Origin of the sequence: Scandinavium goeteborgense, from assembly GCF_003935895.2 — a bacterium.
GTDB classification, from domain to species: Bacteria; Pseudomonadota; Gammaproteobacteria; order Enterobacterales; family Enterobacteriaceae; genus Scandinavium; species Scandinavium goeteborgense.
Genome location: NZ_CP054058.1, coordinates 3,623,404 through 3,648,057, shown reverse-complemented (window position 1 = coordinate 3,648,057; position 24,654 = coordinate 3,623,404). Strand labels below are relative to the sequence as shown.

The following is a 24,654-nucleotide window of genomic DNA, read 5'->3' as shown; positions in this document are numbered from 1 at the left end:
CAATGCTGGAACAAATGGGCATCGCGGCCAAAGCGGCCTCGTACAAATTGGCGCAGCTGTCCGGGCGTGAAAAAAATCAGGTTCTGGAAAAGATTGCTGATTATCTGGAAGCGAAAACCGACGCCATCCTCAGCGCCAACGCGCAGGATCTTGATGAAGCGCGCACCAACGGGCTGAGCGAAGCGCTGCTGGACCGACTGGCGCTGAATCCCGCTCGCCTGAAAAGCATCGCCGATGACGTGCGCCAGGTGTGCAAACTCGCCGACCCGGTCGGACAGGTGATTGACGGCGGGCTGCTCGACAGCGGCCTGCGCATCGAACGTCGCCGCGTGCCGCTGGGCGTCGTGGGCGTGATTTATGAAGCGCGTCCGAACGTCACAGTCGACGTGGCCTCGCTGTGCCTGAAAACCGGTAACGCCGCCATTCTGCGAGGTGGGAAAGAAACCTGGCGCACCAACGCTGCGACGGTGAAAGTCATCCAGCAGGCGCTGGAAGAGTGCGGGCTCCCTGCGGGTGCGGTGCAGGCGATTGAAAGCCCGGATCGCGCGCTGGTCAATGAAATGCTGCGCATGGACAAATACATCGACATGCTGATCCCACGCGGCGGCGCGGGCCTGCACAAGCTGTGCCGCGAGCAGTCGACGATCCCGGTGATCACCGGTGGGATTGGCGTATGCCATATCTACGTGGATGACACCGCTGAATTTGACCCGGCGCTGAAGATTATCGTCAATGCCAAAACCCAGCGTCCGAGCACCTGTAATACCGTGGAAACGCTGCTGGTAAACCGCGCCATTGCCGACACATTCTTACCTGCATTGAGCCAACAGATGGCGGAGAGTGGCGTGACGCTTCATGCCGAGGCTGACGCGCTGACAACGCTGCAAAAAGGCCCGGCGAACGTGGTTCCTGTGCAGGTTCAGCAGTATGACGATGAATATCTGTCGCTGGATTTGAACGTGAAATTGGTCGATGACCTGGACGATGCCATTGCGCATATTCGTCTGCATGGGACGCAACACTCCGATGCGATTCTGACCCGTACGCTGCGCAACGCGGACCGCTTCATCAACGAAGTCGACTCCTCGGCAGTGTATGTGAACGCCTCAACGCGCTTCACCGACGGTGCTCAGTTTGGCCTCGGCGCGGAAGTGGCCGTCAGCACGCAGAAACTGCACGCCCGCGGCCCGATGGGCCTCGAAGCGCTGACGACCTACAAATGGATTGGCTTCGGCGACGACACGATTCGTGCGTAATTGAACTCGGGTGATGCAAAAATAGGCGTTTGATTCTCAAGGCCATTGACGCATCACCCGCAGAGTTTTAACCTTTTACCCCGAAGCACATCCCCAGTGTTTTGCAGCACTCAGTGCCGATATAGCTCAGTTGGTAGAGCAGCGCATTCGTAATGCGAAGGTCGTAGGTTCGACTCCTATTATCGGCACCATCTCAACTTCCTCAAACGTCCATATTCATCCATAAACTCCCTGATTTATAACGATTTTACTGCTTTTTAGTCCATCGTCGTCCGTAACCATCCAGTAGAATCCGATACAGAATGTGTATAGGATTGTGTATATGTTCCTGTTCGGTCTTGGATTCCTATACACATGCCTTTAAACGATATGCAGATTCGCCGCGCTAAGCCTGAAGATAAACCCTATACGCTTGGGGATGGGCAAGGGCTGTCATTGCTTATAGAACCTAATGGAAGTAAGAGCTGGCGGTTCCGCTATCGTTTTGCAGGCAAACCCAAAATGATTTCGCTTGGGGTGTATCCGACGATCACACTTGCAGATGCCCGTTCTCGTCGTGATGATGCCCGAAAATTGGTCGCGGAAGGTAAGAACCCGAGTGAGGTTCGTAAAGAGCAGAGGATTGCTTTGCAAACCGAGTCTGAGAACGCTTTCGAAAAGATTGCCAGAGAGTGGCATCAGCTGAAGTCGACCAAATGGTCAGCAGGATATGCATCAGACATCATGGAGGCGTTTAAGAACGACATTTTTCCTTATGTGGGTGCAAGACCAGTAGGAGAGATTAAACCGTTAGAGCTGCTTAACGTGCTGCGTAAAATTGAGAAACGTGGTGCGTTAGAGAAAATGCGCAAAGTGCGGCAGCGTTGCTCCGAAGTGTTTCGCTACGCAATAGCTACGGGTAGGGCAGAGTATAACCCTGCGGCAGATCTCTCCAGCGCCCTCGAAGTACATCAATCAAATCACTTCCCGTTCCTAAAAGCTGATGAGATACCCGATTTTCTGCGTGCTTTAGACAGTTATACCGGAAGTCGGCTTGTCCTGATTGCCACGAAATTACTCATGATTACGGGTGTTCGAACCATCGAATTACGAGCTGCCTCATGGTCAGAATTTGATCTAGATAACGCTATTTGGGAAATTCCTGCTGAAAGGATGAAAATGCGCAGGTCACATCTTGTGCCATTGTCTACTCAGGCGTTAGATTTACTCAATGAACTCAAGATCATGACAGGGAACTATCGTTATGTTTTTCCGGGGCGGAACGATCCGAACAAACCGATGAGTGAAGCGAGTGTTAATCAATTAATCAAGCGTGTTGGCTATGCAGGGAAGGTTACTGGTCACGGTTTTCGGCATACTTTTTCGACTATCCTTCACGATTATGATTTTGATACTACATGGATTGAACTTCAGTTGGCTCATGTTGATAAAAATTCAATTAGAGGAACGTATAACCATGCTCAATATATCATTGGTAGAAAAAGAATGATGCAATGGTACTCCCATTTTATATTCAAGGTGTGAAAATATATGTTTATCAAGACGCTCTCAATAAGAAATTTTAGGAATTTCAAAGCAACATCTCTGTCCTTTAAAAAAGAATGTGTTAATACTATTGTTGGTGAAAACTCATCGGGGAAAACAAATGTTTTTGAGGCGATGAGACTTATACTTGATGATACTTTGCCTTATTATAAATGATTTCTTTTAGAAAATGATTTTCACAGAGGATTAGGAAGTGCATTTGGCCATTGGGTAATAGTTAGCTTGGAGTTTGATGAGATAGGCGGGGATGAAGAATCAGAGCTACTGTGTCAATTAAATACTACTGTTAATGGTGGTGGGACTGGGCGAATAACTTATATTTATAGACCGCAATTTTACATAAGAGAGCAACTCTTTAAACTGAATGAAATTAAAGATTATGAAGAACGTAAAATTGCATATCATACTCTGAAAGAACAGTATTTAATTGATAAGACAACCTATGAAACTTTAGTGTTATGCCAAGGTACTGCCGATTTTAGTGATAACCAAACATACTCTCTTGTGGTTGGTGACTTTAATACACTATTATTCTCAGATCCTAAGCTAGAACGAATTAATTTAATTGGTAACAGGCAGCGTAATTATAATATACAGGATAATATCAGTTGCACCTATGCTCGTGCTTTGAGGGATGTGGTTAGTGAACTTAAGAACAATCGATTCAATCCATTTCAAAAGCTCTTAGAATATGTATCTAAAGGAATTGATAATGATGAGACCCTGAGTAAAAACATCAGGGATGTAAATGAAAAAATCTCATCAATTGATGAGGTAAAAAAACTCTCGGATGGGATATTATTATCAATAACTAATGCTGTTGGTACAACGTATTCACCAGTTTTAAATGTTACCTCTGAATTACCAAGTGAACTCAAAGAATTGGTAAAAGTTTTACAATTAAAAGCAGGAGACTCACTTTCTGAAGGATATGTCTCTGAACTTTCAGAAATGAGTCTTGGAGGTGCAAATTTAATCTATTTGGCTTTGAAACTGTATGAGTATGAAGAGGGCATCAGTAAAAATCTTCTGGCTAACTTCCTGATAATAGAAGAGCCTGAGGCTCATATTCATACACATATACAAAAATCATTATTTAGCAACCTAAAAAATAATAGGACTCAGGTTTTTATATCTACGCATTCAACCCACATCTCATCAGTATCAAATATTTCAACTACTAATGTACTTGTAAAAAAAGGTCTTGAAACTATTTCATGTTCACCCTCAAAAGGACTCGAAGATGAGAAGATTAATCGTATTGAACGATTCCTTGATGCCATAAGAACAGATATTCTTTTTGCAAAAAATGTAATTCTAATTGAGGGGGATGCAGAGGAAATATTAATCCCTCACCTTGTCAAAAATACTTTTGGAGTTACACTTGATGAGCTTGGTATTTCATTGGTATCTGTTCGGGGTACTGGGTTTGAATTACTATCTTCATTGTTTCATGCAGATCGGATTAAAAAGAAATGTGCAATATTAACAGACGATGATATAAATCTGTATGGCGACAATAAGCCAGATTATTTATCACAAGAAGAATATAATAAAGCTGTAAAATCAGCAGAATCCGGTATTGCACGCAAAGTCATTTTGGATAAAATTGTTGGGGGTAACAGTTTTATTCGCGCCTATTACTCTAAATTTACTTTTGAAATCGATTTAGTCCTGTCAGGAGCCGTAAGGTATTTTGATCAGATAGCTGATGAATCCTTTGAGAAGAAAGCCTTTTATAGCCCATATCAAGAAGCGTTTTCATCCTCTGATAGACAAAAAGTCGGATGTTACGCTTTAAAGTTAGCAAATAAGCATAAAAAGGGTTGGTTTGCCATGATGCTGGCTGACAAGCTTGATGCCGATTTCCCAATACCTGAGGCACTTTGTCATTCATTAGGATTTACGGGTGATTTTAATAAATTTACTCTAGCTAAGATGGTTCGATATCGTGTCGAAGTCATTAAAAATAGAGATGGGAATGATTTGTTAAATAATACTCTTGGGCGTGATGATTTGGCTTTTGTTATTGATAATTTAGATGCTGCCTTGGCAGTATTCAAAGAGCATTGCCCTAATGATCCTTTAACTCTTTTGCTCGAGGTTCATTATGGATGATCAAAAGAGAGGTTTGATAAATATTAAAAGCAATCTATTGGTTAGCGCCTGCCCTGGGGCTGGGAAAACAAAACTATTAATTGGGATGCTTGAGGATAACTTATATCATAATGAAGGTTTTCGTTGGCACATTGTACTAACTCATACTAACGCTGCAGCTGATGAGATCTCAAGCAGGATAGATAATCTCAATATAGATACTGAGAGGGTTTGGTGCGGTACTATTCATTCATTTCTTTTAGAGTGGGTTGTTAAAAAATACACTGGAGCCATCCCACGACTTGTGGATGGGTTTTCTTTGCTTTCAGAATATAAGCAAAGGAAGATAATTCAAAGTATAGAGGCTGATAAAAAATTAGAAACAAGAATACGTTATAATTGTGATGAAGAAGGTAATTCATTTGTAGTACCTTATTGCCATGCGGTGGATAGTAAAGACAAAGAGTTGCTGGTCATTCAAGAATATAATCGAATCAAAGAGGATAATAAGTATATTGATTTTGATGATATTATAAGGTTGGGTGTTGATTTTCTTAATGACAATCCAAAAATATGTGAGCATCTTTCAAAGTTGATTGGTAATATTTATTTGGATGAGTCGCAAGACACCAGCTTAATCCAGCTTAAGGCTTTGTCATATATAACGAGATATAATCGTGTTTCTGTTTTTATAGTTGGTGATAATGATCAGGCTATTTTTCAGGATCTTGGTGTATCTGTAAAAAACAAAGATATTCTAAAGTCTGAGTTACAATTGTCTGAATTAAGACATGAAACGTTGTCTGGTTGTTACCGGTCGTCTACATCACTGGTCAATTATTATAAAAAATATTCCGCTTCGCGTAATGATGTTATTTCTATGCGGGAAGGTGATGGTAGACTGCCTATTATAAGAGATATATCGAAAGGTGAATTGCCTAAAAGAATCTTCAATCTAATAAATAAATATCACTTAAAATATAATGGTGTTGATGGCATAGCGATTATAGGCCCGGATAAATACTACCTCATGGGACTGATCAATGATTTGTATGATATTTCTGAGTGTTTTGTTTATGATTTTCAATCTACAAATCCACTTTATTGTCTAAGAAATACAGTTTTTTACGAATTAATAAAGTTAGTTCTTCTAGATGTAAATGTTGTTAACTATCAAAGAAGGCATTCTTTAGCAAGAAAGATAATTGACTCAATTCCTGAGTTAAGCCATCTAAGTCCATTGCAGCTTAAGCGTGATTTAAAAGAATTTCAATCTGTAAAAAATAATTTTATTTTATGGTTGAAAGAGCTTTATGTCTTTTTAGAAGTGAAGTATCAAAGATCCATTAAGATAGAGACAGATTATAATATTTGTAATGCAGCAGCTTCCGTAGCGAAAATTAAAGCTGGTATGGGGGCGATAAAAAAAATGATAAACAAAGATAAAAATGTTGTATCTGTGTCAACAATACATGGTTCAAAGGGTGAAGAATATGATTATGTAATAACTATTGGATATCATGACAAAGTAGTTCCACATCAATCGTCTTATGATAAAGGAAATGATTATGCTCAAGATATTGCTAACAGATTAATGTATGTAGCTTTTTCTAGAGCAAAGGATTACATGAGCATATTTATAGATGATCGAAGGGAGGTTAGCCCTTTCTTTATTCGAGAATTGGACTGAAGTTAATAAATTAAAGCATTTTGCATGCGAGGGAGCCTTTAGGTATACAAATAGAAATGTAGTACAGTTTTACCCCTGCGCGCGCGCTCGTATCCCCGCCACGCCTGCGCGCTTTATGCAGTGGTTTTCATGCAGGTGCATGAAAGACTCTCATCCAAGCCGTGTGCGGTCTGAGAGGTAAAAATACCAGTGCATAAAGTCATGCGTATTCATGCAGCATATACTTGCACTCTCAACGTTAGCAGGGAAGTCAGAAAGTTTGCATAAAAAACCGGCATATGAGCCGGTTCAATAATTGCTCTGAGTCGTTACATCGGAATTTGCTGGCGGTTAGATAACTTGGAGGCTGCGCCATATTTTCCGAGTGTGTGAGCTGACTTCTCTGATTGCTCGCTTGCGGTTTCATCCTTGGTCTCAACCTTGTTAGGCCGGGCAATAATCGTGTCCACGCTCTCCAGTGCGGTGAATGTGCATGAGCACTCCAGGTTTTTGCACTGATAATAAGTCCGCTTTATGGATGGGGCCTCATAAAAGCTGGAACGAGCATGTGAGATTGCACCGCACTCAGGACACTGTAAAGCCATAGGCTTCCTCCATGAGTTTCAGGCGCTTGAGTCTGTCCTGAAAAGTTTTATGCTTCGCCGGAGTGAATCTCCTGGATGCATCCATGCGCATTGAGGTATCAGGCGACAAACCTGATTCATCCAGGATATCGCGGCAGGACTCAAGCAGTTCTGGAGCATTGAGTTCTGCATGGTGCGCCAGTGCAGAACGCAGCACACGTGCAGCAACATCAAGGCCAAAGGGGCCGTTTAGATAAGGTGCCAGTGCTGAGGTCAGCGCCTTGCCCGAATTTGCCATAAAGTCACTTAAGGCATTATCAACACAGGCATCCACAACACTTCTTTGCGCGTAGAGGCTATCGCTTGCCGCACAACTGATCTGCCATTCAAGCACTTCGAGCTTTTCTCTGAGAGTTTCAACCTGCCAGGCGTAATTGGCGGGTTTATCTGCAGACAGCAACAATGCCTGCAGCCGTAGTTGGGCTGTGCTTTGTTCATTACGAAGGGATAACCAATTCTGAGAAGCATCCCGATAGTGCTGCAGCGCTTCCTGAGGGGGAATAGTAGCGTTCATCAGCTTTGCTCCTTCTTCGCTTTTTCACGCTGTTTCTGAATACGAATTTGCGCCGCCGGGCTTGGGGCGTTCTTAATGTCCTGATAGGCAATACTGTCAGCACGTACACCAATCGTTTTGAGGAAAGGATCATTCTGGAATGATTCATCCTGTTTTATTGCTGGGTCGGTAATTTTTGAGAAAACGAAATTCCGTAATAACGTTTCAGGGTCATTCACCTCATGGACAACGCCCAGATAAGCGCTGGCGCGCCGTCCCATTGTCACCTTTAGCAGGCTCAGGAGTTGAATAAGATTCTTACCATGCTGTCCCATGAAATCATCCCATAGCCGGGTAACATGGATCTCGATTAGGTCGTCGTGCGCCTGAATGTACCCACGGGCCAGTTTCGCCGTATTCCAGGGCAGTAATTCATTATCTCCGGCATGGGCTGCAAGCAGGTCATCAAACTCGTCGAGCGTTTCCCGGCCCAGAGCAATCTCAGCACGGAGCTTTTTCATCTTTGGCGTTACCTGTCCCTGGTTTTCATGGAACATCTGCCGCCATTCCTCATTTTGTGCCTTTGCCTCCGTTTCCGTTTCTACACGGCGTTTACGTATTGTTGTGAGCATCGCTGCAGCATCACCTTGCTTGCGACGGGCTTCCATCCAGGCTGATTTAGCGACATTCACTTTTTCAAGCGCCTGTTGCGTCGAAGCAGGGATAGAAATATCAGCGATCGGGTTATTGCTCTGTTCTGGGATAGTCATGTCAGCACCTGGTGGTTTGTCGTGGTGTCAATTGTGCTGTCATGCATACAAAGCTGCCATTGAATGCCATTGTGCGAGCGACAAGACAAAGACCTCTTTTGGCTAGCCAGAAAAGGCCTCGTTTAACTGAGGCTGTTTCAGACTTACTTTAACTGTTCACTACTATTCACTTAGTTAAAAAAATAGATAATACAGTAAGTTAAAAAGTGAAGGGTTGGCGGGACAGTATTCATCGACTGTTCATAGCTGTTCACGTGGGAATAAAATCATTTATGGTATTTTTTCATAATGGATGGCTATTTTATTCCTCATGGATATTTGATTTTTGCTCCTCACCACTATTCACCCTTATTCGGTAGTATTCGACAGGCGCTGAAATAGACTGCATATTTTTTCCGGAAAATAACATTTTCGCCTCTGACCATGGTGTTGCATTTCATACTGATTTTTATAAAACTAGATCTGTCCGGTTCTTTATGGATTCATTCGGATGTATTTTAATATTTAAGGTGAGATTATTTAACATCAAGGTTTTTATGCAGACCCAATGTTTATACGTTGGATGCGATTCATAAATATGTCCGGAAATTGAGGCCTGCAATGCAAGGCCTCGTGTAGAAGTTTTACGGCCTTGCTGTATGGGCGATGGGGCCAACACTATCAGGTGCAATGACCCATGGGGTAGTAAACCCGGGATGAATGGTAGTTCCTATTAATGCTCCTGTATTTATAGTTCGCAGGCATGATGTTCATTATGTCGTTTTATATGGTTTGATAGGGTTTTCACTTCCATAAAATCAATGTGTGACGCTAAATAAATAATGCGTGCGCAAGCGAGTTATATACACATAATAAGGAACTACCTGAATCCGGATGAATTTATCCGGACTGCTTTGGAAATTAAATAGGGTAGATAAATGCATAATATTTCTGTGTCTGCGCCAGCTCCTGCTGCGCCATTGTTTCCTGTATCGAACCAGCATGAGCGTTTTTTACGTCTGCCCGAGGTGATGCACTTGTGTGGGTTGTCTCGTTCGACCATTTACGACCTGATCAGCCGCGATGCGTTTCCGAAGCAGATCCCGCTTGGCGGTAAAAATGTCGCCTGGGCACAGTCTGAGGTCAGCGCCTGGATGGCGGACCGTATCAGCGCACGTGGGCGGGGATGTGATGCATGATGATACCTGAATACATTAAATACCTTTTTTCTGGCTTGCTTACTGCCGTCATTTCCAGGTATAGTTTTTTTGCTGTCGCAAAATCGGCAGCCGGAATTGGCGTTCCGCGAAACTCAATGGCGACACCAGACGCGCCAGGCGTCTTTTTTTTCGTCGTAGCTCAGGCACATCCATTTTCCGGACTGTGGTGTTTATGCGTACACCGTGGTTCTTTCGAGATAATGGCAGTCCGGGCGGGGCAGCCTTCGGGCTGGCCGGTATCCATTGAGGCCGGTTACGCCAACCCCGTTCGGGCTGCCACCAGTGAAATTGGCGTTTCCGGTGGTAGCAATAACCGCTACTCAATGGAGGCTGCCATCATGGCTACAATCCTCACCCCGTCATACCCGCAATATGTCTTTGTGTTTGCCGCAATCCGCCGGGCTGACACTCAACCCCGCATCTGTATGCTTCGCACTGTGGCCTGCGATGAGCGTTCCGCGCGCCTTTCGCTGGTCCGTGATTATGTGCTCTCCCTTTCTGCACGCCTGCCTGCCAGGGAGGTGACGCTATGAACCAGTTTGAGATCTCCTACGACGACGTTGTGAGGCTGAAACATTTACGCAATGTGGGTGAGTATGTAACTGGCATGGCAGCCCTGCAGGACTGTTATGAAAAGCCAGCAGGTGCGCAATGCGAACAACTGGTTTCCCTCATCTATCTGATGACAGAGCAACTGGATGGAGTGGTGCAACGCTGCCATGACGACCTGATGAATGCGGAGGTGGCCTGATGCAATCCTGTGAATCTCATCTGGCACTTCGTGCCGCTCTGTATCGCCGTGCCGTAGCATGTGCCTGGCTGACTATCAGCAGTCAGCAGGAACGTTATTCCGGCCTGACGCTCACTGAACTTGAAGATGCCATCGCCCGCGAGCTGGAAGGGTTCTATCTGCGCCAGCACGGGCAGCAAAGAGGACTGGAAATTGCCTGCGCGTTGCTTTCGGATCTGATGGAGTCGGGGCCGCTTAAAGCCTGTCCGGTTCTCTCACTGCTCGGAATGACGGTAATGGATGAACTTTGCTCCCGTCACCTCAATAAACCAGCGCTGCACTAAGGAGGGCCGCACAATGTCAGGAATGAAAGTTAGCCAGGCTGAGAAAGCAGCTCGCGGTCACTGGTCAAGAATTTTACCCGCACTGGGCGTAAACGTACTGAAAAATCGACACCAGCCCTGTCCGGTCTGTGCCGGGAAAGACCGCTTTCGGTTTGATGACCAGGAAGGGCGGGGAACGTGGTTCTGCAACCAGTGCGGGGCAGGTGATGGCCTGGCGCTTGTAAGCAAAGTACTGGATGTAGGCATCAGTGAAGCGGCAGACAGAATAAACGGCATTACCGGAAATCTGCCACCCGTATCTCAGGAAATCCTTGAATCTGATTCTCTTGAAAAAGAGGCCGGGAGACAAGCTGCAGCCGTGCTGGCAGCCCGTTTGTTTGAGAAATCCCGTCAGACCACTGGCAATGCCTATCTGACGGGTAAAGGGTTTTCTGCACTGCCTTGCCGGGAATTAACCACTGTGCATAAAGTCGGTGGTGTGACATTCCGTATGGGAGATCTTATCGTTCCACTGTATGCAGATGGGGAGCTGGTAAATCTGCAGTTAATCAACGCTGATGGGGGCAAATGCTTCCTTAAAGGCGGTCAGGTTAAGAATGCCTTTTACATGGTTGAAGGTACTGCCAAAGCAGCCAAACGACTCTGGATAGCGGAAGGATATGCCACTGCACTCACTATCAACCATCTGACTGGCGATGCTGTCATGGTGGCCTTTTCTTCCGTCAATTTCCTTTCCCTGGCGAGTATTGCCTGCACTCAGTACCCAACGCACCAGATAATTATTGCTGCTGACCGCGATCTCAACGGTGCGGGGCAAACAAGGGGCGTAGCTGCTTCCAGGGCCTGCAATTGCACAATGGCGCTCCCACCTGTGTTTGGTGACTGGAACGATGCATTCACGCAGAACGGCGAAGAAGCCACCCGGCAGGCAATTTATGAAGTAATAAAACCAGCTATTGCCAGCCCCTTCGACACAATGAGCGAAGCTGAATTTACCGCGCTGAGCGTCAGCGAAAAAGCGCAGAGGGTAGTGGACCACTATAAAAATGCACTGGCGGTAGACCCTAACGGGCAGCTCCTTTCACGCTATGAGGCGGGGGCCTGGAAAGTTATCTCTTACGCCGATTTTGCCCGTGATGTGGCTGCGCTGTTTCAGCGCCTCGGCGCACCTTTTTCATCCGGAAAAATTGCCTCTCTCGTGGAAACCCTCAAACTGATTGTTCCGCAACAACAGAATCCGGCGCGGCAGCTGATCGGGTTTCGCAACGGTGTGCTCGATACCCGTACAGGATTGTTTAGCCTGCACGATAAGAAGCACTGGTTACGTACGCTGTGCGAGGTGGATTACACGCAGCCCGTTGACGGTGAGGCACTGGAAACTCATGCCCCGGCGTTCTGGCGCTGGCTGGATCGTGCCGCAGGCTTCAAACCGGAAAAGCGGGACATCATTCTGGCGGCGTTGTTTATGGTGCTGGCTAACCGTTATGACTGGCAGCTGTTTCTGGAGGTTACTGGCCCTGGCGGAAGCGGAAAGAGTATTCTGGCTGAAATAGCAACGATGCTGGCAGGTGAGGATAACGCTACCTCGGCAACCATTGAAATGCTTGAATCACCACGAGAACGAGCCGCATTAATTGGTTTTTCACTGATTCGACTTCCCGACCAGGAAAAGTGGAGCGGTGACGGGGCCGGACTAAAAGCCATCACTGGCGGCGATGCGGTATCCGTTGATCCCAAATACCAGAACGCCTATTCAACCCACATTCCTGCAGTTATCCTGGCTGTGAACAATAATCCGATGCGTTTCACTGATCGTAGTGGTGGAGTTTCACGCCGAAGAGTGATCCTGCATTTCCCCGACCAGATAGCCCCGGAGGAACGCGATACTCAGCTCAAAGAGAAAATTGCCAGCGAGCTAGCAGTGATTGTTCGCCAGCTTATGCAGCGTTTCAGCGACCCAATGAGCGCCAGGGCATTACTTCAGTCGCAGCAGAACTCCGATGAAGCGCTCACCATCAAACGTGATGCTGATTCAGCGTTTGATTTTTGCGGATACCTTGAAGTCTTACCTGACACCACGGGAATGTTTATGGGGAACGCTAACATTGTCCCACGTCAGCCTCGTACATACCTTTACCATGCCTATCTGGTCTACATGGAAGCCAATGGCTATAAAAATACGCTCAGTCTGACCATGTTTGGCAAAGGATTGCCGTTAATGCTCAAGGAATATGGGCTGCAGTATGAGAAGCGACGGACTAATCAGGGAATGCAGACTAACCTTACCCTTCGGGAGGAAAGCAATGCAGATTGGTTGCCAAAGTGCAGCGAACAGATCTCTCTATAACTTTTTTTGACCGACAATTGTCGGTCTTTTTAATTGAATCTATAAGTATTGAGATATATCTTAATCATCAACAAATAGAGGGTGTAACTAAGGATTGGAATAAAAAATGAACACTTGGGTTATCTATGTTGGTGGAAAATCGACTAAAAATTACAACATCGGTAAGAAAAATAAAGTATGGGGGCTAAAGAAATTAAAAAATGACTCCAAATTGAAAGAAGTTAGCGAGGGGGATGAGATAGTCTTTGTATATAATATCACACGCCCTAAAAGCAAATTCCCCAATCCATTACCTGGATTTCCAAGAGTAAAAAATTCTGAATATCATAAATTCCAAGGTGTTGTAGAAGAGGTTGTTAAGGGGAAAGTTACAAAAGGTTTTTATGAGGATACTTCTCATATATGGGATGACAATATTTACCCATATCGATTTCAATTTGAAATTGAATCTATTGAAAAAGAGAAAGACTTTCTCATTGATGGTTTAGGTGATGATTTTATTAGCAAAACATTAATTTCCTTTCATTTGAAGGGGGATGTTGTAAAGCTTGAGGAGGAAATATTTGATTCCATAACAGAAAATTCAATTACTTTAAAAGCTAATTCTGTTGCGATGTCCTCTTCGGAAGGGAAAGTAATTTATAAAATAGTAAAGGATATAGTTAGGGACCCAAAGATATCAAAACTGAAAAAAGAAAATCATAAGACAAAATATGGTAAATTTTTCTGCGAAGCGTGTGGCTTTTCCTTTTCTGATTTTTACGGGGAAGAGTTTGACTACATAGAATGCCATCACGTCACCCCTCTTTCTGAAACGGGAGAAACAAAAACAGGCCTTGAAGATCTCATACTACTATGTGCAAATTGTCATAGAGTAGTGCATCAAAGTTCTCAGGATATGAGTATCCATATGCTCCGCGAGTTGGTAACAAAATCTCCCTATTCGAATCAAAAAAATAAATAAAGGTTTTCCTATACCTTCTTATATATGTGTCAGTGAAGGGTGGGTGTTCACTCTTCACTGGAAAGTTCACACCTATTGCATTGATATCAAAAGAAAATTAAGTTGTGTGAACAGTGTGCATGGTTATCTCAAGAAAAAGTATTTTGTTGGGTATAAAGGTGAGTGATTTTTGAACGCCTCCGGAAATGTGTATAGTCATGTGTATAGGATTATTTTTAGAATACATTAAATCATTTAAAAACAATAAGTTGGTGTGCTTTATTCATTCCTATTATCGCACCACTTCATTTTGTCATAGCCCTCTGTCTGCCCATTCAGCAAACGAGTCTTTTACCATAACTTATGAATAGTCACTACAGGGCACTGAATATACGGTGTCGATATTTAGATGGCAATCGGAAGGATTATTTCGGTGGGAAGGTCGCGCGTCGGGGGGATTAATTACACCTCGCCGCTCAGACGCGCGAATTTCTATTAGGACTGCGAGGCATCGTTGTTATTCGATTTGGCGGCTACCAGACCCTTATCGGGATCGATATAAGCGCAATGGGTGTTAGAAGGGTGGGACTGCGATGCCGCCTCACACTGTTCCTGGCTGCTGTAGACCCCGATAACGTTGCTTTGAGTCGCGCCGGTGGCAAATGAGATAATCAGAACTAACCCGTACATGTCATTCCTTAATATGCGTTAACACGTCCTTCAGGCGCTGAGAGGGATTCGGAACGTCTCGCTCATTGGCCCGGAATTACGCAAAATTTCTCTGGGCAGTTAATATACATCAAAGTGAACCGGTTGTGTCGATGTAAATGAGATCATTCTTAATGAAATAAGTCCCGATCCAAATTTGGACAATAAAGTTATGGAATATACGTAATAATTACGCTCCGCAAATATCAGGCGTGTATTTAATCTCCGAGAATCCTCTTGTAGCTGGCTTGCCACCAGTGACAAGCCAGCCGGAACCTTAGCGACCCACGCGAGCCTGAAGTGCGGCCGGATAACGGTCGCCGACGATTTTCACCGTTTCAAGCGCCAGACCAATCTTACGTAACTCAGCCTGAGACAGGGTGATGTCCGCTGCGCCGAGGTTTTCTTCCAGTCGATGCAGTTTGGTGGTGCCTGGGATCGGCACGATCCACGGTTTCTGCGCCAGCAGCCAGGCGAGCGCGATTTGCGCATGGGTCACGCCCTTCTCGCCAGCCAGTTCGCCGAGCACGGTGACCAGATTTTCATTGGCTTCAATGGCCTCGGCGGCAAAACGCGGCACCTTGCTGCGGAAATCATCCGCGCCAAAGGTGGTACCGGATGTGATGGCCCCGGTCAGGAAGCCTTTGCCCAGCGGGCTGAACGGCACAAAACCAATGCCTAACTCTTCCAGTACCGGCAGAATTTCCTGTTCAGGCTCACGCCACCACATGGAATATTCACTCTGCAATGCGGCGACAGGCTGCACGGCATGTGCCCGACGGAGTGTTTGCGCGCCCGCTTCGGACAGGCCGAAGTGTTTCACTTTCCCTTCTGCAATCAGATCTTTCACCACGCCCGCGACGTCTTCAATCGGCACGTCCGGGTCAACGCGGTGCTGATACAGTAAATCAATGACATCGGTTTTGAGGCGGCGCAGCGAGCCTTCTACCGCCTGGCGGATATGCTCCGGGCGGCTGTTCAAAATCTGCTGCTTGTTGTCAGCCCCGAAAGTGAAGCCAAATTTGGTGGCGATAACCACCCGATCGCGGAACGGTTTTAATGCTTCGCCGACCACGTCTTCGTTCAGATATGGGCCATACACTTCGGCAGTGTCGAAGAAGGTTACGCCGCGCTCGACGGCGTTGCGGATCAGTTCAATCGCCTGACGGGTGTCCGTTGCCGGACCATAACCATGACTGAGGCCCATGCAGCCCAGGCCCAATGCCGAGACTTCCAGACCAGATTTACCGAGATAACGTTTTTGCATTAACAATTCCTCATTACACGTCGAGTTTACGGCCGGTCAGCCATTGCACCATCGCCGGATCGCGATGCGAGAAGAACGCGCTGGTGGCGCTGTCGAGGGCGGTGATTTGCAGCATTTCTTCTTGGCTGAGTTCGAAGTCGAGGATATTAATGTTCTCTTCCATCCGCGCTTTACGCACCGTTTTCGCCAGCGACACAATGCCGCGCTGGAAGATCCAACGCAGGACAACCTGGCCCACGCTTTTGCCGTATTTCGCGCCGATAGTGGTTAACTCCGGGTGCTGGAACAGACCGTTTTTGCCTTCGGCAAATGGCGCCCACGCTTCAGGCTGGATCCCGTGGGTCTGCATCCACGGCACCGCGTGCAGTTGCTGGTTGAACGGGTTCACTTCGATCTGGTTCACCGCCGGAACCACGTTATTAAATGCGGTGAGGTCGGCGAGACGGTCCGGGTGGAAGTTGCTCACGCCAATAGCGCGGATTTTCCCGGCCTGATGCAGCTCTTCCATCGCGCGCCATGCGCCGTGCACGTCGCCATAAGGCTGGTGAATCAGATACAGGTCGACGTAGTCCAGCTGCAAGCGATTGAGTGAACGTTCGAACTGCGCTTTAGCGCCTTCATAATGTGTGTCCTGCAGCCACAGTTTGGTGGTGATAAACAGTTCTTCGCGCGCGATACCGCTCTGTTTCAGCGCATTGCCGACCTGAGTTTCATTCTGATAAGAGGCGGCGGTATCAATCAGGCGATAGCCGGTTTCGATGGCATCAATGACGGCGCGCTCGCATTCGGCGGCATCCGTCATCTGAAATACGCCAAAGCCCAGCAGGGGCATTTCAATGCCGTTGTTCAGTTTTACAGAGTGCATGACGTTATCCTTCGCTGTTGTGTCGGCAAAGAATAGCGCAGGGTGATTTATTTGATTAGAGGGTGTAATCCGCTAGGGTTAATGAAAACAGCTCATTAATACGGGCTCAGCTCAGCAATCCGGCGCCGACGTTGACCGATAAACCTAAAATCGCCAGATTGAAGACAAATGAGATGACAGATTGCAGGAGCGTAATCTGCCGCATATCGGTGGTGCCGGTCGCCACATCCGCCGTTTGTGACGCAACGGCAATCGTAAAAGCAAAATAGAGGAAATCCCAGTAACCGGGATCGTCGGGCTTTTCAGGGAAGATCATCGGCGAAACCCCTTTGCCACGATGCAGATAATGATGGTGCGCGTAATGCATCGCGAATGAGCTTGGCAGCAACGCCCAGGAGACAATCAGCGTCGCGGCCGTCAGCACAACATGCACAACGCGCGGCGTGCCGGAAAGCGAGTGCAGGGCAGAGAGTTCGCTCAAAATCGCCACGATGCTTGCCATACACGCGACGATAACCATGCCCAATACCAGCCCCGCGCTTTGATCCTGAATTTTGGCGATCCGCGGAATATCTTTCACGTCAGTACGCAACATCCGAAACCAGATAAAAATCAGGTACAGCCAGGCCAGAACATTCCAGCCGATCAACATGCGTTGCAGCATACCTAACGTTGCGGGAAGGGCGAAATAACAGATAACGCCAGCGGCAATGGAAATCAGCAGCCGCAGTCGCGTGAACAGGTGAGTCCTTAGCGAAAAGCCCATAAAGTAATTGTTCTACAAATGATTGATAAGATTAACTGTAGACGACGGCGCGGGGGAGGGCCTTGAGATAACGGGAATTTGAGCGGTGTTTCAGTCCATTGTTCTGCGCCATTGATGCGAGCTCAGCGCCCGCTCTGCCAGCGCTAAATCCGCCAGCGTGTCGATGTCGTGCCCAATTCCGCCGTCCTGCAAAGCCAGATCCAGAACCTGATGGTGAAGCCGGGCGCTACGGACGATCTCTTTCGCGCCGAAATCCCCCGTCAGGGCTGCCAGCTGCGGCAGAAAGTCATGGCTGAACGCCACCGGATGTCCTTGCTGCTCGCGATAGTGCGGCACCACCACCGGTTTTTCGCGTAGCCCTTCGGCGACGCGTCGCAGTGAATCGGGTTGAATCAGCGGTAAATCGCCGGGCAGAATCAACCAGCCTGTGGCGTGCGGGGCGGCGCTGACGCCTAGCGCAATGGATTCGCCCATGCCGCGGGTGCCGCCCTCCGGCCTGACCAAATGCCACGCCAGCCCGGCGTCTTTTACCGCCTGAATCACGTGCGTTAACACCGATTGGCCGTGCAGAAGCGCATCGAGTTTATGCGTTGTGGCACCGCTCGCCCGAAACCGTTCGCCGCATCCGGCGGCCAGAATGATCACCACGGGGGAGGGCATTACGGTTCCCCGGTTTGCTGGCGGGCCGCTGCCACATCGGCCAACACTGAAAGCGCCAAGGAGCGGGCGTCACGGGCTTTGGGGAAGATGCCGATCGGGGCGTTGATCCGCGCGATATCGGCTTCGCTCCAGCCACGTTCTCTCAGTGATTGGCTGCGCTGAACATGCGTCCGATGGCTGCCCAGCGCGCCAATATAAAAAGGCTTGCCGCGCAGGGCGGCCTGTAAAACGGGCAGCTCGCGGTGAAGGTCATGCCACAGCAGCAGCACCGCGGTGTCGGCATCGATCATTCTGTCGATATGCGAGTCGAGATCGGTACAGGCGCGGACGTCGTAACCGACGGCCTGCGCCAGCGCGGCGGTGGTCTGCGCCTCAATGGATCGACCAAACACAATCACCCGCACGCCGGGGCGATAGGCGGTATCAAAGGCGTCACCCTGCCAGCCGGTTTTCGGCGGCGTGGCGATACTGTGTAGCGTCTGTGACTTCGGCGAATAGCGCAGCCCGGCGGGCTGACGTTGTTCCAGTTGGTTGAGCACCGCCAGCAGTGGTTGCGCAGCACGCAGCCGATGAATGCTGAGCGTGATACCGCCGCCGCAGGGCAGAACGATATCGAAATAAGGCGAACCTTCGCCGTAGCGCACCTCGCGGTCCTGACCCGAGGCGATGACCGCCATCGCCTCGTGAGCCACCGCGGCCTCCACGCAGCCGCCGGACACAAAGCCGCAGTATAAGCCGTCTTCGCGCACCGCCATTTGCGCGCCCAGCGAGCGTGCCGCGCCGCCGCGAATCGCCACCAGCGTGACCAGCGACGCGCCCATTCCGGCCGTTAATGCCTCAAGCGCAAAGCGTAAAATCTCCCGGCTGTCATCGCTCAAAAACGCCTGCTCAGGCGTGATCAGGGCCGTGTCAGCCGGGGCGATGCATATCGCGTTCTGTCCCATCGCGTCTCCTTACACCACGTCCGGCAGGGCGCTGAGATATTTATCCAGCGTGACCGGGTAATCGCGCACCCGCACGCCCGTGGCGTTATACACCGCGTTGGCGATCGCCGCGCTGACCCCGCACAGCCCCAGTTCGCCGACCCCTTTGGCTTTCATCGGCGATGAAATCGGATCGGTGTCCTCAAGGAAAATCACTTCCTGCTCCGGAACATCGGCGTGAACCGGCACTTCGTAGCCCGCCATATCGTGATTGACGAAATACCCCAGCCGCGTATCGACCGCCAGTTCTTCCATCAACGCCCCGCCAAGGCCCATGGTCATCGCGCCAATTACCTGACTGCGCGCGGTTTTCGGGTTAAGAATGCGTCCTGCCGCGCAGACTGCCAGCATTCGTCGGACCCGGACTTCGCCGGTCGCGGAATCCACGCCCACTTCGACAAAATGCCCGGCAAACGTCGACTGCTGATACTGCTTGTCGAGGGAGCCAAATTCGATGGTGTCTTCGGCGGTTAATGTCCCGTCTGACGCCGCCTCGCTGAGTTTGATATGCCTGTCGCCCGCGATGATTTCCTGGTTGGCGAAATGCGCCTGCGCTGCGTCAAAACCCAGCTTGTGGGCGATGGCTTCACGCAGCTTCACGCAGGCGGCATACACGCCCGCCGTCGACGTGTTAGCGCCCCATTGGCCACCGGAACCGGCGGAGATCGGGAAGCGGGAATCGCCCAGCCGGACGTCAATTTTTGCCATCGGTACGCCGAGCATTTCCGCCGCCGTCTGGGCGATGATGGTGTAGCTGCCGGTCCCGATATCGGTCATGTCCGTTTCCACCGTCACGTTGCCGTTGCCATCCAGATGCACGCGCGCGCCGGATTTTGTCAGCAGATTGTTACGAAAACCCGCCGCCACGCCCAGGCCGATCAACCAGCGTCCATCGCGGACCTGAGCGGGCGTCGCATTACGCTGTTTCCAGCCGAAGTGTTCCGCGCCGGTGCGCAGACACTCCACCAGCTGGCGGCGCGAGAAACGACGCTCAGGATTGGCTGGGTCAACCTGGGTGTCATTCAGGATGCGGAACTCCACCGGGTCGATGCCGGCTTTTTCGGCCAGTTCGTCGATCGCAATTTCCAGCGCCATTAGCCCCGGCGCTTCACCGGGCGCGCGCATGGCGTTGCCTTCCGGCAGATTAAGTTTTGCCAGTCGCAAAGCAGTGTGGCGATTCGCCCCCGCGTAGAGCAGTTCTGTCTGCTGAACGGCGGTCTCAGGCGCGCCGCCGGAAAGATTGCCGGAGCAGCTTTCATGTGCGATGGCGGTGATTTTGCCGTCGCTGTCGCAGCCAATCTGAATATGCTGAATGGTCGCCGGGCGATGCGTTGTGTTATTGGGAATGACGGGTCTCGGCAGCATGACTTTCACCGGGCGTTTTATCGCTCGAGCGCCGAGCGCCGCCAGCAGAGCATCGCTGCGTAAAAACAGCTTCCCGCCAAATCCACCGCCGATATACGGGCAGATTATCCGCACGTTTTCCATCGGCAACTTCAGGGTTTCCGCCAGGTCGGTGTGGCACCAGTTGATCATCTGATTTGAGGTCCAGACGGTCAGCTTTTCGCCCTCCCAGACCGCCATCGAGGCATGCGGCTCCATCGCCATATGGCTCTGATCGGGCGTGGTGTAGGTGGCGTCCAGTTTTACCGCCGCCGTTGACCAGGCAGCATCAAAATCGCCGACGTTTTTATCCTCCTCGCCTTCCGGCGCGGTCGCGGCGGGTTTTTCGTCCGCTAACGAATAGGCCCCGGCATCCCGGCTATATTCCACGTTCACCAGCGCCGCCGCCGCGCGCGCCTGCTCAAACGTCTCGGCGACCACCAGCGCCACGGCCTGATGATAGTGTTCAATCACCGGGCTGCCGAGCAGCCTGGCGGTATTTTTACTCCCTTTTCCGAGCGGTCCGGCGTTGCCTGCGGTGACCACGGTCAGTACGCCGGGCGCGGTTTTCGCCGCCTCAATGTCCATGGCGGTGATTCGCCCTTTGGCAATCGCCGCGCCAACCACATAGCCATACGCCACGTTGTCGGCGAGGTCATGCCATTCATAGGCGTAGTGCGCGCGGCCAGTGGTTTTCAGTGGACCATCAATGCGGTCGTGGGGCTGCCCGACAACGGTAAGATTATCAATCGGGTTTTGGCCTGCGGGTTTATCAAATTTCATGTCCGGGCCCTCGCTTCGGTCAGCGCGGAGGCGAGCGTACGCTTCGCCAGCGTCAGCTTGAATGCATTTTCAGGCGTGGGGTGCGCGTGGCTAAAAAGCTGGTCATACACCGCCTGCGCCCCGTGTGGGATTTGCGCGTCGGCTTCTGCCTGCCGCCAGGGTTTATGCGCCACGCCGCCAAACGCCACGCGTCCGCTGCCATCGGGCAGCACCACGGCAGCCACCGACACCAGCGCAAACGCATAAGAGGCGCGGTCGCGCACTTTACGGTAGATATGCGTGCCGCCAAGCGGCGCAGGCAGCGTCACCGCGACGATCAGTTCCCCCGGTGTCAGGACGGTTTCACGATGCGGGGTGTTGCCCGGCGCGCGATAAAAATCGGCGATCGGTATTTTGCGTTCCTTTCCGTCCGGATCGACGGTTTCCACTGTCGCGTCCAGCACGCGCATCGCCACCGCCATATCGCTGGGATGCGTGGCAATACAGGCTTCACTGGCACCGACCACCGCGTGCTGACGGCTAAAGCCCTCAAGCGCCGCACAGCCGCTGCCGGGCAGGCGTTTGTTGCAGGGTTGGTTGGTATCGTAGAAATAAGGACAGCGGGTGCGTTGCAGCAGGTTGCCCGCGGTGGTGGCCTGATTGCGCAGTTGGCCGGATGCGCCCGCCAGCAATGCTCTGGCCAGTACTGCGTAGTCCCGACGTACGCGTGGGTCAGCGGCTAAATCGGTGTTGCGAACCAGCGCACCGATGCGCAATCCGCCCTCGTCGGTGGCATCGATGTGATTCAGGGCCAGGCCATTGACGTCGATAAGGTGTACCGGGGTCTCGATCTCCAGCTTCATCAAATCGAGCAGATTGGTTCCCCCGGCGATAAATTTCGACCCGCTGGAACGTCGGGCACTGGCCGCCGCCTCTGCCGGCGTTTTCACGCGTTCATAGGTGAAAGCCTTCATGATTTCACCTCCCCGGCGGCGTCTTTGATGGCGGCCAGAATGTTGGAGTACGCTCCGCAGCGGCAGATATTGCCGCTCATGCGTTCGCGAATTTCCTCATCCGTCATCTCAGGCGACGACACTAAATCCAGTGTGACGTGGCTCGGGATGCCAGCGTCTATTTCTTTCAGCACTGCCACTGAGGAACAGATTTGCCCCGGCGTGCAGTAGCCGCACTGGTAGCCATCGTGTTTGATAAATGCCGCCTGCATCGGGTGCAGGTTGTCAGGCGTACCGAGGCCTTCGATGGTGGTGATTTCTGCATCCTGATGCATCACCGCTAGCGTCAGGCAGGCATTAAGCCTGCGACCGTCAACCAGCACCGTACACGCCCCACATTGCCCGTGGTCGCAGCCCTTTTTGGTGCCGGTGAGGTGCAGGTTTTCGCGCAGCGCATCCAGCAATGTGGTGCGCGTATCGACGTCAAGCTGGTGGCTTTTACCGTTCACTTTCAGGGTGAGGGGCAGAATTTCAGGCGCAGGTGTCACCGCGCGCGTGGGTTGGGCCAGGGCCGTACCCGGTGGAACCGCTGCCGTGGCTGCGGTAGCCGCGCCCACTTTTAATAACGTCCGGCGCGACAGACTAAAATCGGGATGTTGAGATTGACCCGGATGGTTATTTTCAGGGATCTCGCCTTGGTTGCTCATGCCAGGCCTCCGGTATTCACAATGCGTGGATTCAGAATCAGATACGAACGACGTGTTGGTTTTTTAAACATTAAGCATAGACGGCACTGGACGCGGGATTATTCTTAAATCGCGATTGCAGTCATGAAGGAAATGCATCAATCCAAGGACGGGAGGGCGCGGTGAAGCGCCCGGTGGCTTATTTTTTTAGCGTGGTGGTCAGCGCCATGGCGGCGCTGGCGAGGCTGAAGGCGGCCATAATCCAGGCCATGGTCCACGGCGTACCGTCGCGCATAAACGCCAGCAGCAGTGAGGAAATAATGCCGCTGCCGTACTGCAGCGAGCCCATCAATGCGGAGGCCGAGCCGGTGGCACCGGGAACGGCATCCAGCGCGCAGGCAGTCGACGTCGCGGCGATGATGCCGTTCATGGAAAAGAACACGAATATTGACCCGGCGATCAGGCTGATCCCGCCGATATTCAGCCCGGCGACGACCGCAAGCCCGACGGCGGCAACGGCGGCGACCAGAACCGCGAACGTCAGCAGTTTCTCCAGCGGGTAGCGATGCACCAGTTTTCGGTTGATCATGCTGACCGCCATCAGGCCGACGATATTCACCGCAAATAACCAGCCGTAATGCTGTGGCTCGACGCCAAAATAGGTGATGTACACGAATGGCGAGCCGGTAATAAACGCGTAGGCCGCCACGTAATAGAAGGTCAGACTCAGCGTGAACCCCATATAGCGGGTGTTTTTCAACAGGATGAAATAGTTTCGAAACGCCCCGAGGAACGAGGTCTGCACGCGCTTTTCTTCCGGCAGAGTTTCAGGTAGCCAAAATAAGGACGTCAGCATCAATGCACCAATGATCGCCAGCAGCCAAAAAATGGCGTGCCATGAGGTTATCTTGATCATTTGCCCGCCAATCAGCGGCCCGGCGATCGGCGCAACCGCCATGATAAGCATCAATGTGGAAAGCATGTATGCCGCGCGGGTACGACTAAAGATATCGCGGATCATCGCACGAGCCAGCATCGGACCGGTGCAGGCGCCTAATGCCTGAAACACGCGCCAGAACACGATCTGCCCGATATCCGTGGCCAAGGCGCAGCCGATGGAGCCGATGACGAACAGCGCCATGCCAATGAACAAGGGTAAACGTCGACCAAAGCGATCGCTAATTGGCCCCCAAATCAGCTGAGCCAGGCAAAAGCCGATTAAAAAACCGGTGATGGTCAGTTCCGCATCGCCCTGTAAATCCTTTGCCATGAGGGGCATTGCGGGCAAGTAAATATCGGTGGACAGCGACGTGACTGCCATCAGCGCGCTGAGAATGAATACAAATAAAAGGCCGGTCGGCGCGCTGGAAGCCGAACGCGATCGCGCCTGGGAATCAATCATAATTATCCGTCTGGATGAGGAAGGGGTCAGGACGTATATTAACGGGTTTGGTCGATGAGATAATCGCAGGTAAAAGGATAGCCTTTATGAATCACATTCATCATTGATGGCCTTCAGCAAACCGCGTCCACGACAAAAGAATATCGTGGAAATCGCCGGAAAATCGCGCACGAAACTGTCCG

At 50.2% G+C, this 24,654-nt stretch carries 24 protein-coding genes and 1 tRNA gene; 12 read left to right on the top strand and 13 right to left on the bottom strand.

Annotation, left to right across the window (positions count from 1 at the left end; translation table 11 throughout):
* Positions 1-2 precede the first annotated feature (2 nt).
* The 6 genes from proA to A8O29_RS18290 all read left to right on the top strand — a co-directional run bounded on the left by proA (position 3) and on the right by A8O29_RS18290 (position 6,588).
* A complete protein-coding gene (proA, locus tag A8O29_RS18310) occupies positions 3-1,256 on the top strand; it encodes a glutamate-5-semialdehyde dehydrogenase (RefSeq protein ID WP_125354706.1) in 1,254 nt (417 codons plus the stop codon).
* 115 nt (positions 1,257-1,371) lie between these two features.
* A tRNA-Thr gene (locus A8O29_RS18305) sits at positions 1,372-1,447 on the top strand.
* Between the two features lie 163 nt (positions 1,448-1,610).
* Positions 1,611-2,780: a tyrosine-type recombinase/integrase gene (locus A8O29_RS18300; protein ID WP_125354707.1), complete on the top strand. Its 1,170-nt coding sequence runs from the start codon at positions 1,611-1,613 to the stop codon at positions 2,778-2,780.
* 6 nt (positions 2,781-2,786) lie between these two features.
* A complete protein-coding gene (locus A8O29_RS22800) occupies positions 2,787-2,957 on the top strand; it encodes an AAA family ATPase (protein ID WP_246316626.1) in 171 nt (56 codons plus the stop codon).
* A gap of 66 nt (positions 2,958-3,023) precedes the next feature.
* The gene (locus A8O29_RS18295) at positions 3,024-4,919 is read left to right on the top strand and encodes an ATP-dependent nuclease (RefSeq protein ID WP_246316625.1); all 1,896 of its coding nucleotides are present in this window, start codon (positions 3,024-3,026) and stop codon (positions 4,917-4,919) included.
* Complete coding sequence (locus A8O29_RS18290) at positions 4,912-6,588, top strand: UvrD-helicase domain-containing protein (RefSeq protein ID WP_125354708.1); 1,677 nt, start codon at positions 4,912-4,914, stop codon at positions 6,586-6,588. Before A8O29_RS18295 ends, A8O29_RS18290 begins: the two co-directional genes overlap by 8 nt.
* A gap of 308 nt (positions 6,589-6,896) precedes the next feature.
* Here A8O29_RS18290 and A8O29_RS18285 read toward each other — a convergent pair whose 3' ends face one another.
* Genes A8O29_RS18285 through A8O29_RS18275 form a run of 3 tightly spaced genes read right to left on the bottom strand, consistent with a single transcriptional unit; the run spans position 6,897 to position 8,474 of the window.
* Positions 6,897-7,172, bottom strand: coding sequence for an Ogr/Delta-like zinc finger protein (locus A8O29_RS18285; RefSeq protein ID WP_125354709.1), 276 nt, complete (start codon positions 7,170-7,172; stop codon positions 6,897-6,899).
* Positions 7,153-7,725 (bottom strand): phage polarity suppression protein, encoded by a 573-nt coding sequence (locus A8O29_RS18280; RefSeq protein WP_125354710.1) that lies wholly within the window; start codon positions 7,723-7,725, stop codon positions 7,153-7,155. The genes A8O29_RS18285 and A8O29_RS18280 overlap by 20 nt, the downstream gene beginning before the upstream one ends.
* Complete coding sequence (locus A8O29_RS18275) at positions 7,725-8,474, bottom strand: phage polarity suppression protein (protein ID WP_125354711.1); 750 nt, start codon at positions 8,472-8,474, stop codon at positions 7,725-7,727. The genes A8O29_RS18280 and A8O29_RS18275 overlap by 1 nt, the downstream gene beginning before the upstream one ends.
* 917 nt (positions 8,475-9,391) lie before the next feature.
* Here A8O29_RS18275 and A8O29_RS18270 point away from each other — a divergent pair.
* The 6 genes from A8O29_RS18270 (at position 9,392) to A8O29_RS18245 (ending at position 14,058) form a co-directional block, all read left to right on the top strand.
* A complete protein-coding gene (locus A8O29_RS18270) occupies positions 9,392-9,652 on the top strand; it encodes a helix-turn-helix transcriptional regulator (protein WP_035595081.1) in 261 nt (86 codons plus the stop codon).
* Positions 9,649-10,206, top strand: a complete 558-nt coding sequence (locus tag A8O29_RS18265) for a host cell division inhibitor Icd-like protein (protein WP_125354712.1) — start codon at positions 9,649-9,651, stop codon at positions 10,204-10,206. Before A8O29_RS18270 ends, A8O29_RS18265 begins: the two co-directional genes overlap by 4 nt.
* Positions 10,203-10,424, top strand: a complete 222-nt coding sequence (locus A8O29_RS18260) for a hypothetical protein (RefSeq protein ID WP_001071227.1) — start codon at positions 10,203-10,205, stop codon at positions 10,422-10,424. The genes A8O29_RS18265 and A8O29_RS18260 overlap by 4 nt, the downstream gene beginning before the upstream one ends.
* On the top strand, positions 10,424-10,747 hold the full coding sequence (locus tag A8O29_RS18255; RefSeq protein WP_125354713.1) for a DUF5375 family protein: 324 nt from the start codon (positions 10,424-10,426) through the stop codon (positions 10,745-10,747). The genes A8O29_RS18260 and A8O29_RS18255 overlap by 1 nt, the downstream gene beginning before the upstream one ends.
* A gap of 13 nt (positions 10,748-10,760) precedes the next feature.
* Entirely contained in the window at positions 10,761-13,094 is a 2,334-nt protein-coding gene (locus A8O29_RS18250) for a primase-helicase zinc-binding domain-containing protein (RefSeq protein WP_125354714.1), read from the top strand.
* A 106-nt stretch (positions 13,095-13,200) separates the two neighbouring features.
* Positions 13,201-14,058: an HNH endonuclease gene (locus A8O29_RS18245; RefSeq protein ID WP_125354715.1), complete on the top strand. Its 858-nt coding sequence runs from the start codon at positions 13,201-13,203 to the stop codon at positions 14,056-14,058.
* 474 nt (positions 14,059-14,532) lie between these two features.
* Here A8O29_RS18245 and A8O29_RS18240 read toward each other — a convergent pair whose 3' ends face one another.
* The 10 genes from A8O29_RS18240 to A8O29_RS18195 all read right to left on the bottom strand — a co-directional run bounded on the left by A8O29_RS18240 (position 14,533) and on the right by A8O29_RS18195 (position 24,472).
* Positions 14,533-14,727 carry a YdfD/YebW family protein gene (locus tag A8O29_RS18240; protein WP_125354716.1) on the bottom strand — a complete coding sequence of 65 codons (195 nt, stop codon included), beginning with the start codon at positions 14,725-14,727 and terminating at the stop codon, positions 14,533-14,535.
* A 295-nt stretch (positions 14,728-15,022) separates the two neighbouring features.
* The gene (locus A8O29_RS18235; protein ID WP_125354717.1) at positions 15,023-16,012 is read right to left on the bottom strand and encodes an aldo/keto reductase; all 990 of its coding nucleotides are present in this window, start codon (positions 16,010-16,012) and stop codon (positions 15,023-15,025) included.
* Between the two features lie 13 nt (positions 16,013-16,025).
* Entirely contained in the window at positions 16,026-16,877 is an 852-nt protein-coding gene (locus A8O29_RS18230; RefSeq protein WP_125354718.1) for an aldo/keto reductase, read from the bottom strand.
* A 106-nt stretch (positions 16,878-16,983) separates the two neighbouring features.
* On the bottom strand, positions 16,984-17,643 hold the full coding sequence (locus tag A8O29_RS18225; RefSeq protein WP_125354719.1) for a DUF1345 domain-containing protein: 660 nt from the start codon (positions 17,641-17,643) through the stop codon (positions 16,984-16,986).
* 90 nt (positions 17,644-17,733) lie between these two features.
* On the bottom strand, positions 17,734-18,303 hold the full coding sequence (locus A8O29_RS18220; RefSeq protein WP_125354720.1) for a nucleotidyltransferase family protein: 570 nt from the start codon (positions 18,301-18,303) through the stop codon (positions 17,734-17,736).
* Positions 18,303-19,247, bottom strand: coding sequence for an XdhC family protein (locus A8O29_RS18215; protein WP_125354721.1), 945 nt, complete (start codon positions 19,245-19,247; stop codon positions 18,303-18,305). The genes A8O29_RS18220 and A8O29_RS18215 overlap by 1 nt, the downstream gene beginning before the upstream one ends.
* 9 nt (positions 19,248-19,256) lie before the next feature.
* Positions 19,257-21,452: an aldehyde oxidoreductase molybdenum-binding subunit PaoC gene (gene paoC, locus A8O29_RS18210; protein WP_125354722.1), complete on the bottom strand. Its 2,196-nt coding sequence runs from the start codon at positions 21,450-21,452 to the stop codon at positions 19,257-19,259.
* Positions 21,449-22,405, bottom strand: a complete 957-nt coding sequence (locus tag A8O29_RS18205; protein ID WP_125354723.1) for an FAD binding domain-containing protein — start codon at positions 22,403-22,405, stop codon at positions 21,449-21,451. Before A8O29_RS18205 ends, paoC begins: the two co-directional genes overlap by 4 nt.
* Positions 22,402-23,091: an aldehyde dehydrogenase iron-sulfur subunit PaoA gene (paoA, locus tag A8O29_RS18200; RefSeq protein WP_159464141.1), complete on the bottom strand. Its 690-nt coding sequence runs from the start codon at positions 23,089-23,091 to the stop codon at positions 22,402-22,404. The genes A8O29_RS18205 and paoA overlap by 4 nt, the downstream gene beginning before the upstream one ends.
* 178 nt (positions 23,092-23,269) lie before the next feature.
* Entirely contained in the window at positions 23,270-24,472 is a 1,203-nt protein-coding gene (locus A8O29_RS18195) for a multidrug effflux MFS transporter (RefSeq protein ID WP_125355309.1), read from the bottom strand.
* Between the last annotated feature and the right edge of the window lie 182 nt (positions 24,473-24,654).

Coding starts and splice junctions, on each gene's coding strand:
- A8O29_RS18195 (WP_125355309.1), bottom strand. CDS start 24,472: ATGATTGATTCCCAGGCGCGATCGCGTTCGGCTTCCAGCGCGCCGACC.
- A8O29_RS18205 (WP_125354723.1), bottom strand. CDS start 22,405: ATGAAGGCTTTCACCTATGAACGCGTGAAAACGCCGGCAGAGGCGGCG.
- A8O29_RS18220 (WP_125354720.1), bottom strand. CDS start 18,303: ATGCCCTCCCCCGTGGTGATCATTCTGGCCGCCGGATGCGGCGAACGG.
- A8O29_RS18270 (WP_035595081.1), top strand. CDS start 9,392: ATGCATAATATTTCTGTGTCTGCGCCAGCTCCTGCTGCGCCATTGTTT.
- A8O29_RS18275 (WP_125354711.1), bottom strand. CDS start 8,474: ATGACTATCCCAGAACAGAGCAATAACCCGATCGCTGATATTTCTATC.
- A8O29_RS18225 (WP_125354719.1), bottom strand. CDS start 17,643: ATGGGCTTTTCGCTAAGGACTCACCTGTTCACGCGACTGCGGCTGCTG.
- A8O29_RS18245 (WP_125354715.1), top strand. CDS start 13,201: ATGAACACTTGGGTTATCTATGTTGGTGGAAAATCGACTAAAAATTAC.
- A8O29_RS18285 (WP_125354709.1), bottom strand. CDS start 7,172: ATGGCTTTACAGTGTCCTGAGTGCGGTGCAATCTCACATGCTCGTTCC.
- A8O29_RS22800 (WP_246316626.1), top strand. CDS start 2,787: ATGTTTATCAAGACGCTCTCAATAAGAAATTTTAGGAATTTCAAAGCA.
- A8O29_RS18235 (WP_125354717.1), bottom strand. CDS start 16,012: ATGCAAAAACGTTATCTCGGTAAATCTGGTCTGGAAGTCTCGGCATTG.
- A8O29_RS18260 (WP_001071227.1), top strand. CDS start 10,203: ATGAACCAGTTTGAGATCTCCTACGACGACGTTGTGAGGCTGAAACAT.
- A8O29_RS18290 (WP_125354708.1), top strand. CDS start 4,912: ATGGATGATCAAAAGAGAGGTTTGATAAATATTAAAAGCAATCTATTG.
- proA (WP_125354706.1), top strand. CDS start 3: ATGCTGGAACAAATGGGCATCGCGGCCAAAGCGGCCTCGTACAAATTG.
- A8O29_RS18215 (WP_125354721.1), bottom strand. CDS start 19,247: ATGGGACAGAACGCGATATGCATCGCCCCGGCTGACACGGCCCTGATC.
- A8O29_RS18280 (WP_125354710.1), bottom strand. CDS start 7,725: ATGAACGCTACTATTCCCCCTCAGGAAGCGCTGCAGCACTATCGGGAT.
- A8O29_RS18240 (WP_125354716.1), bottom strand. CDS start 14,727: ATGTACGGGTTAGTTCTGATTATCTCATTTGCCACCGGCGCGACTCAA.
- paoA (WP_159464141.1), bottom strand. CDS start 23,091: ATGAGCAACCAAGGCGAGATCCCTGAAAATAACCATCCGGGTCAATCT.
- A8O29_RS18250 (WP_125354714.1), top strand. CDS start 10,761: ATGTCAGGAATGAAAGTTAGCCAGGCTGAGAAAGCAGCTCGCGGTCAC.
- A8O29_RS18265 (WP_125354712.1), top strand. CDS start 9,649: ATGATGATACCTGAATACATTAAATACCTTTTTTCTGGCTTGCTTACT.
- A8O29_RS18230 (WP_125354718.1), bottom strand. CDS start 16,877: ATGCACTCTGTAAAACTGAACAACGGCATTGAAATGCCCCTGCTGGGC.
- paoC (WP_125354722.1), bottom strand. CDS start 21,452: ATGAAATTTGATAAACCCGCAGGCCAAAACCCGATTGATAATCTTACC.
- A8O29_RS18300 (WP_125354707.1), top strand. CDS start 1,611: ATGCCTTTAAACGATATGCAGATTCGCCGCGCTAAGCCTGAAGATAAA.
- A8O29_RS18255 (WP_125354713.1), top strand. CDS start 10,424: ATGCAATCCTGTGAATCTCATCTGGCACTTCGTGCCGCTCTGTATCGC.